This window comes from Vibrio sp. R10-SG3-ISO10 (assembly GCF_059834185.1).
On the sequence record NZ_JCBDHG010000007.1, the window covers coordinates 133,387 to 140,695 of the forward strand.

9 protein-coding genes are annotated in these 7,309 nt (G+C 41.9%); 3 read left to right on the forward strand and 6 right to left on the reverse strand.

The annotated features are described in order from the left end of the window. Positions 1-4: 4 nt before the first annotated feature. From cpaB to AC6R16_RS04375, 5 genes are all read right to left on the reverse strand, one after another. Positions 5-748, reverse strand: a complete 744-nt coding sequence (gene cpaB, locus AC6R16_RS04355; protein ID WP_239826453.1) for a Flp pilus assembly protein CpaB — start codon at positions 746-748, stop codon at positions 5-7. Further along, positions 745-2,091 carry an ATP-binding protein gene (locus AC6R16_RS04360; RefSeq protein ID WP_500639382.1) on the reverse strand — a complete coding sequence of 449 codons (1,347 nt, stop codon included), beginning with the start codon at positions 2,089-2,091 and terminating at the stop codon, positions 745-747. The genes cpaB and AC6R16_RS04360 overlap by 4 nt, the downstream gene beginning before the upstream one ends. A gap of 30 nt (positions 2,092-2,121) precedes the next feature. Continuing rightward, positions 2,122-2,634 (reverse strand): A24 family peptidase, encoded by a 513-nt coding sequence (locus tag AC6R16_RS04365; RefSeq protein ID WP_500639381.1) that lies wholly within the window; start codon positions 2,632-2,634, stop codon positions 2,122-2,124. 28 nt (positions 2,635-2,662) lie between these two features. Next, positions 2,663-2,812, reverse strand: a complete 150-nt coding sequence (locus AC6R16_RS04370) for a Flp family type IVb pilin (protein WP_004747820.1) — start codon at positions 2,810-2,812, stop codon at positions 2,663-2,665. A 101-nt stretch (positions 2,813-2,913) separates the two neighbouring features. Continuing rightward, entirely contained in the window at positions 2,914-3,084 is a 171-nt protein-coding gene (locus AC6R16_RS04375) for a Flp family type IVb pilin (RefSeq protein ID WP_171382600.1), read from the reverse strand. A gap of 452 nt (positions 3,085-3,536) precedes the next feature. Here AC6R16_RS04375 and AC6R16_RS04380 point away from each other — a divergent pair, with 452 nt between their 5' ends. The 3 genes from AC6R16_RS04380 (at position 3,537) to AC6R16_RS04390 (ending at position 7,152) form a co-directional block, all read left to right on the forward strand. After that, complete coding sequence (locus AC6R16_RS04380; protein WP_500639380.1) at positions 3,537-4,274, forward strand: helix-turn-helix domain-containing protein; 738 nt, start codon at positions 3,537-3,539, stop codon at positions 4,272-4,274. Between the two features lie 189 nt (positions 4,275-4,463). Beyond that, entirely contained in the window at positions 4,464-6,149 is a 1,686-nt protein-coding gene (locus AC6R16_RS04385) for an AMP-binding protein (RefSeq protein WP_500673701.1), read from the forward strand. A 103-nt stretch (positions 6,150-6,252) separates the two neighbouring features. Continuing rightward, positions 6,253-7,152, forward strand: coding sequence for a LysR substrate-binding domain-containing protein (locus AC6R16_RS04390; protein WP_500639378.1), 900 nt, complete (start codon positions 6,253-6,255; stop codon positions 7,150-7,152). Positions 7,153-7,165: 13 nt separating this feature from the next. Here AC6R16_RS04390 and AC6R16_RS04395 read toward each other — a convergent pair whose 3' ends face one another. Continuing rightward, positions 7,166-7,297, reverse strand: a complete 132-nt coding sequence (locus AC6R16_RS04395) for a YjiS-like domain-containing protein (RefSeq protein ID WP_500673703.1) — start codon at positions 7,295-7,297, stop codon at positions 7,166-7,168. Positions 7,298-7,309: the final 12 nt, after the last annotated feature.

Sequence of the window (7,309 nt, forward strand, 5' to 3'; positions counted from 1 at the left end):
CACCTCAATCCTTGACTCTGATGTTGCTTTTCTCTGTGCCTTTAAGGATGGTGACACTTGGTGCAACGTATCTTTTAACAGGCTTCTCCTCTTCGTGAGGATTGCGAAGGGCGAGTTGAATCTCCCCCTTACTTTGCGCTGATAAAAGCTTCTCAGCTTCTCTTGGTGACACTTCTAAAGTCACTGCTCTAACAATAATGGGTTTGTTTTCTTTAGTTCTGGCGGTTTGGTCTACCGCTAATACTCTAATGTCTTTTAAAACAGTTAGGGTTGTTGCTGATGTCGCGCTATAGCTAATGGTATTCAGCACATCAACTCTGTTGCCGGGTAATAAGAAACCCGCAACACCAATAACATCATTCACTCGTATCGTAACGGCTCTCTTGCTCTCTGGTATCAGTGCCGCTAGCGTTGAACCTTCTCCAGAGTTGGCTAGCCGATTCCGGTTAACAACTTCCCCTGGGTAAATAGTTGTCGCAGCAACCTGTCCAAGCAGCTCTTCTCCAGAATCAAACTGCGAATCATCTCGCCAAGATACTTCGATCAGTTTTGAGCTAATATGTTGTTCTTCAATAACGCTGCCAGCCGGTATTTCTTGGGCAGCCACAATTACAGGCTCACGTTCGACCACTTCAACTTCGGTTTGTGGTGTCAGTTGCCGATCCATCCACTGCTTGGCAAAAAAAACCGCTCCAAGTCCAAATGCAATAGAGAGTAAAAATAGTAAGATCACTTGGTTTCGACTCATCGAGCACCTCCTCCTTTGCCATCAGCAGTAAAATAAACTTCCCATGCGCGGCAGACGATCTCGGAGGTAATGACCGGGGCAACTTCTTCGAAAACTATAATATCTCGGCTGATACCTACTAAATCCTTTGGAATACAAGGATAAAAGCCAACGCTATGCTGACGATGTAACTCTAAAAGTGATGGTATGCAGTCGTCAGCAAGCTCAAGCTGACGACCTTTAGAAAATTGGTCCCACAATTGGCGATACTCTGTTTCCAATAAAGGACCAAATTGAATTTTGTAGCCTAATCGACGTAAAAAAGCGGGGTCACTGATCTTTTCCGGATCTAAGTTCGTAGAAAAGGCCAGAGTTAAAATAAATGGAATCGTGATTTGTTGTCCATTTGGCAGTGATAGATAATCATAGAAGTACTCCATCGGTACTATCCAGCGGTTAAGCAATGTAGCAACAGGCATAGTTTGACGACCCAAGTCATCAATGATGAAAATGCCATTATTTGCCATCATTTGGAGAGGGGCCATCCAAACTCGGTTATGCTCACTGTGGTTGACCTCAAGCATATCCATGGTCAACTCACCACCAACTTGGATACTGGGTCGCTCACATAGACACCATCGACGGTCAAACTGTTCTTTAAATGTTATGGACTGATTTTCAGCACTTCTAACCCGTTTGTGGTGCTGGGGAGAAAATACTTTGATGATGTTTCCCGCTGCATAGACAGCATAAGGAACATAGACAGACGTATTAAGAGAATTCAGTAAACGAGTCGCAACAAACGTTTTACCAGTACCTGCATCGCCATAAAGAAGCAGCGCTCTGCCCGAGTTTATTGCCGGACCTAAAACACCAGTCATTCTCTCAGCACCAAGTACTTCCTCTAAGGCATAAGTAACATCTTGGCGATTGACCATTTTTGCTCTTACATCCTGAGACTTGACCATCGCATCGTAACTAGTTAAAGAAACCGGGACGGGACCTAGGTAAGCATCTTTGGCAAAAGCAGTATCCGCTTCCTGCATACCTTGTTCTGAGAGACCATAACGTATGTTGCCAGCAGAGGAGGCAGCGAAACCTGAACCCTGTGCTTGATACACTTCAACTTGGGACTTAGCTCTCAGGTCGCTGAGCATATCTTCAATCATGTGGCTGTTAATACACATCAACTTGGTCAGGTGAAGAATGTCAGATTTGGGGTATGCTGCGAGGTGTTTAAGAAGCAGATTCTCGACAACGGCTTTAGGTAATTCCAAAGCATCAAAAGAAACCGGTACAGAGGGTGCGGAGGCTTGAGGTGTAAGTTCTACCCTATGCTTTGCTTGAACTGTCGACTGAACCATAGAGACTCCTTGTCTCATCAAGGTAAGTGCTTAAAAATACTGAGAAAGTGCTACTCCTACGACTACGACTGGAGCAAATGGCATTCTGTAGCGCTCGTCCATGCTTCTTTTCTCACCTAGAGCTTTAGTAGAAGAAACGCCATACAATGCAAAGATCGAGTATTTTTTTATTAGTACTTTAGTTTGTTCTGGGCTTTGCGCCATTCTCTGAAGTGCGTACAACAACCCTATCATTACGCTAGAAACTGCAATCCAAAACACAGCATTTAACGTGTGCTCACTACCTAACCAAAAGCCGACTACTCCCATTAGTTTTACGTCCCCAGGAGCCATAACTTTTAATAAGTAAAGAATCAAGGCGCATATAAAACAAGTAATACCACTAAATAAAGACCATGCTAAAAGAGAAAAATCACCGACAACGAAAGCATTGTTTATGAAAACAATAACAATAATCGTTAATAAAAAAGTATTAGGAATTCTATGTTCCTTAGCATCAGAAACGGCTACTGCAAATAAGACGACCCAAACTAATACATCCATTTAACCGCTCCGTTATAAGGCTTTATTATTAGTTAAATATAGTCGCAAATTCGGCAGTTAGTATTCCTCTAAACGCAACAAATAAACCAGCAAAGCCGACAACTATCAGACCAGCCCCCACTACATATTCAACGACGGTAAGTCCTTCTTCATCCTTTAAAAAATCTGATACAGACACAAAAACCTCCTTATGCTCCCTAGCACAAAAGACCCATAGTGGGCTCACTATGGGTCATAAACTATCGATTGAGAGGTGATACTTTTACCTTGTACTCTCGGCTATTCATCAGCAAATACAGTGCCAAGCTCAGTTTCTAGGGTTGTACTGAATGTGCCAAAAATACCCGCTAATCCTGCAACGAGTAGGCCTGCACCTACAACGTACTCAACAACTGTCAAACCTTCTTCGTCTTTCATAAATGCTGTGATGTTTTTAATAAGCTTGCTCATGATATGTCTCCTTCCAAAGTTCATTAAGCTGTAGCGCTTATTGATAATTTAGAGTTATTCACAGATAAGAGTTAGGATTATTTTGTCCATCTTTGGTATTTTTTTGCTCAACCTTCAAATACGATTTGGACTTTTTTGTCCTATTAAGCGCACAATTTTATCAATTAAAATAATTACTCTAAATATTTTTAATATTACAAATAAATGATTAAAAAAGAAATAATCAACAATCCAAGCTAAAATTATAAAAACACCACAAACATTATACACTTTCTCATTCTTGATACTTGACAAAATTACAACGACAGAAAAGTGTGACCCCCATCAACCAAAAAAGGGCATATAAGTTTGTTAAAACTCAATAGTGTGATTGGTCAACCTCATAATCTCATACTAAGCTCAACCTTATAGTTCCTCATTATTCTAATTAAGATGACTAAGGACTGCATACAGTGGAAGTACTACATAAAGGCTACTGGCTCGGAAAATCAGTTACTTATATCGAAAAAGATCTGGTAAGAGATTTAGAAAGACATTTCCACATTCTAGATTACGGTTATGATGTATCAGTACTCAGTGAGCCAGATATACACTTCTGTTTTTTTTATTTTGAAGAGCCCTTTGCTTCTTTAATGCATACCGCAGTTAAGCTGTGCCAAAACTTAGATAAACACTTAATTGTTGTCTGTAATGACGAAATTCCAGAAGAAATAAGTCAGTTAGACGTGGTATTTTCTTCCTTCTCTATAAATAATGATGACGTAAGGTTATGGTCTGATGAGCTTAATAAACAAGTTTATTATCAGTTTACTAAGCATCAAGAAGTTCTAGACATCCATAAATTAGTTGAGAAACAATCTCAAAAACATATCAGTAAAGATCTAGTCGAAATGCTGAGGTACATAGAGAAAAATCTATCCAGAACAATTAGAGAGGAAGATGTAGCAGAATATTGTCACTATTCAGTCACTTATTTTTCAAAATTTTTTCATAAAACTATCGGGGTTAGTTTTCGCGATTACCTGACCTTAAAAAGAATCAATCTCGCTAAGCACCTTCTCACCAACGACCGAAAAGAAAAGATTTCATTTATCGCTTTTCAATGCGGTTATAACGATGTCTCCTACTTTTCTCGTATCTTTAAAAAGAAGACCGGTATCAGCCCGGCTATCTACCGTCAACTACACTAGTAGTAGATAACGAGGAAATCTTTCATATTCTAGACTTATACATATTGAACGGGTTTACGTATATTGTTCACAAGATGCACGAAAACTCGCGACTTGCACTTTCCTCCGCTTAGACTAACATGCTAGAGTTAACAATCTATTAACAATAAAAATATAAACATAACTTTGCAAATAACATGGAGTTAGAGAATGATTCAGCCTAACGAGTTAAGCAAACCAACCTGTGCTCTCCCACCACCAAACGAGATGATCCTAAAATGGGCTGAGGAACGCCCAAACGAGGTTTATCTCAAGCAAACCATCAATCGAAAGTTTGTTGAATATACCTATGCTGAAGTCGCCGATCAGGCATTGAAGCTAGTTAGTGCGTTAAATGATCTAGGGGTTCAGCCTCGCGATAAAGTCGCCTTAGTCTCAAAAAACTGTGCAGAATGGTTTATTTGTGACTTAGCGATGATGCTTGGTGATTTTGTAAGTGTCCCTATCTTCCCTACTGCGGGGGCGGATACAATCGAATACTGTTTAACGCATAGTGAAAGTAAGGTCTTGATTGGAGGTAAGTTAGATGACGCCGCTGCGACGCAGCAAGTGACCGACTCTAAGCCTGATGTCATTACTATCTCACTACCTTATGATACTGCGCCAAACTGTAAATATCAGTTCAAAGAGTTAATTGCTTCAGCTCAGCCTAGTGAGACTCGTCCAGAACATTATGATGATAAGTTAATGTCATTGGTATACACCTCTGGTACTTCTGGTCTACCTAAAGGCGCAATGCTGACCTACGGCGCATTCAGTTGGTCAGTTCAACAGCTTATTAATCATATCGGTATCCAAGAAAACGATCGCTTGTTCTCTTATCTGCCGTTAGCACACATCACTGAACGCGTTTACATCTTTGGTTCATCGATCATGGGTGGCGTTCAAACCGCCTTCCCTGAGTCTTTAGATACCTTTATCGAAGACGTGAAAATGCAGCGCCCAACGCTGTTCATCTCAGTTCCTCGCCTATGGACTCTGTTCCAGCAACGTATTCAAGACAAGCTACCGCAGAAAAAACTCAACATTCTGCTTAAGATACCGTTTGTAAACTCTCTGATTAAGAAGAAACTCGCAGAAGGCTTGGGATTAGATCAAGCACGTGTACTCGGCTGTGGTTCTGCGCCAGTTTCACCTGCTCTACTTGAGTGGTATCACAGCGTTGGTCTACATATCACCGAAGCATGGGGCATGACAGAGTCATTTGCCTACAGTACGCTCAACTACCCATTCCGCGCAGACAAAATAGGTAGTGTCGGCAATGCAGGTCCTGGTATTGAGCTTAAGATCGCCGAAGATGAAGAGATCTTGGTTCGAGGCAAAGGTCTGTTCTCTGGCTACTACAAAAATGATATTGCAACGCAAGAGTCATTCAATGCTGAAGGCTGGCTACATACAGGCGACATCGGCTTTATTGATAGTGAAGGCTATCTAACGATTCAAGGTCGTAAGAAAGATACCTTTAAGACTGCTAAAGGCAAGTTTGTTGCACCTGTACCAATCGAGAAAAAACTGTTTGAATACAGTCGAGTCGAAATGATGTGTTTGATAGGGCTTGGTCTTCCAGCACCTATTCTGCTCGTTGTTCCGCATGACTTCCCGAACTTCGATAAAGAGCGTTACGAGAGAACAACCAAAAAGGTCATTGCGAAAATGAACGCCGACCTTGAATCTCACGAGCAGATCAAAGGCGTGCTAATGATCAAAGACCCGTGGAGTATTGAGAATGGTATCTTGACGCCAACGCTTAAGATCAAACGTCATGTTCTAGAACAAAAATACCACGACATTGGTCATAACTGGCCAAAAGGACAACTCGTGGTGTGGGAAGATTAATCTTCACTAACTCAATCCAAAGGAGAGCATACGCTCTCCTTTTGCTTTTGTTACTAAACCGATTATGATGCCAATTCATTCGGACCAAACATAGGAAGTGGATATGGATGCAAGGCTGCATCACTTACCGGGTTTACGCTACTTTGAGGTGGCTGCGAGATTAAACAGCTATAGTCGCGCTGCCGAAGAGCTATTTATTAGCCAAGCGGCTGTCAGTCAGAAGATTCGTCAGCTAGAAGACGGCTTAGGCTGTAAACTGTTTGTCCGTGAAGGCAGGGAAATGCGTTTAACAGAACAAGGGAAAATCTTGTTTAAACATGTCTCCCAAGGTTTTGAAAACATCATCAGTGGCCTCAATCAAATCCAAAGTGAACCGGTAGAAGGCTTGCTGTGTGTCAGCTCTACTCCTTCGTTTGCTTCGCGTTGGCTACTGCCGAGACTGTGGAAATTTTCTACTCAGCACCCAAACATCCCGATTCGCATCATCACCAGTTGTGATGCCCCAAACCTCAAGCAAGGCGACGCTGACCTTGCGGTATGGCAGGGGGAAGAACTGGATATCAACATTGACCAAAAGCTGCATAAAGAGTTTCTATTTGAGGAAACCATCTATCCCTTCTGCTCACCCAATTTAGCCAAAACTATCCAACTTACTAGCCCTGAACAGCTACTCAATACATGGCTTATTCACTATGAGTCTGGTGGTTACCCTTGGCAAACCTGGTTCGCTCAAGCAGGCGTGACGATGAATAAAGAGTCCGTTCAATGGATGGATGTCAGTACTTTTGACCATGCAATGAATGCCGTTATGGCCGGTCATGGCGCTTGCCTTGCATCTGATTCATTAGCAAGCGACTACATTGAAAGAGGGCTACTCATTAAACCGTTTGATATTGGAATGACGCCGGGTATTCAGTTCAACCTTTTCTACGATAGTGAATCACCTCGCCGACAACGTATCGCTGCATTCGCCAACTGGCTGCACAGTGAAATTGCAGAGTAACCCTTTTTACGGATTACTCATCCCAAAAACGTCGAATGCTTTCTTCATGCGATTGCTCTTTCGTTAGTCCAAGATCATCAAGAAGGTGATCTGGCAAATCTTCCAACTGCTTACGAGTGCGATGATTTCGCCACCAGCGCTTCAATATAGTTAAGAT

Bases quoted from the DNA above. Each gene is read 5' to 3' on its own strand.
- cpaB (WP_239826453.1), bottom strand. From the start codon at position 748: ATGAGTCGAAACCAAGTGATCTTACTATTTTTACTCTCTATTGCATTT.
- AC6R16_RS04360 (WP_500639382.1), bottom strand. From the start codon at position 2,091: ATGGTTCAGTCGACAGTTCAAGCAAAGCATAGGGTAGAACTTACACCT.
- AC6R16_RS04365 (WP_500639381.1), bottom strand. From the start codon at position 2,634: ATGGATGTATTAGTTTGGGTCGTCTTATTTGCAGTAGCCGTTTCTGAT.
- AC6R16_RS04375 (WP_171382600.1), bottom strand. From the start codon at position 3,084: ATGAGCAAGCTTATTAAAAACATCACAGCATTTATGAAAGACGAAGAA.
- AC6R16_RS04385 (WP_500673701.1), top strand. From the start codon at position 4,464: ATGATTCAGCCTAACGAGTTAAGCAAACCAACCTGTGCTCTCCCACCA.
- AC6R16_RS04390 (WP_500639378.1), top strand. From the start codon at position 6,253: ATGGATGCAAGGCTGCATCACTTACCGGGTTTACGCTACTTTGAGGTG.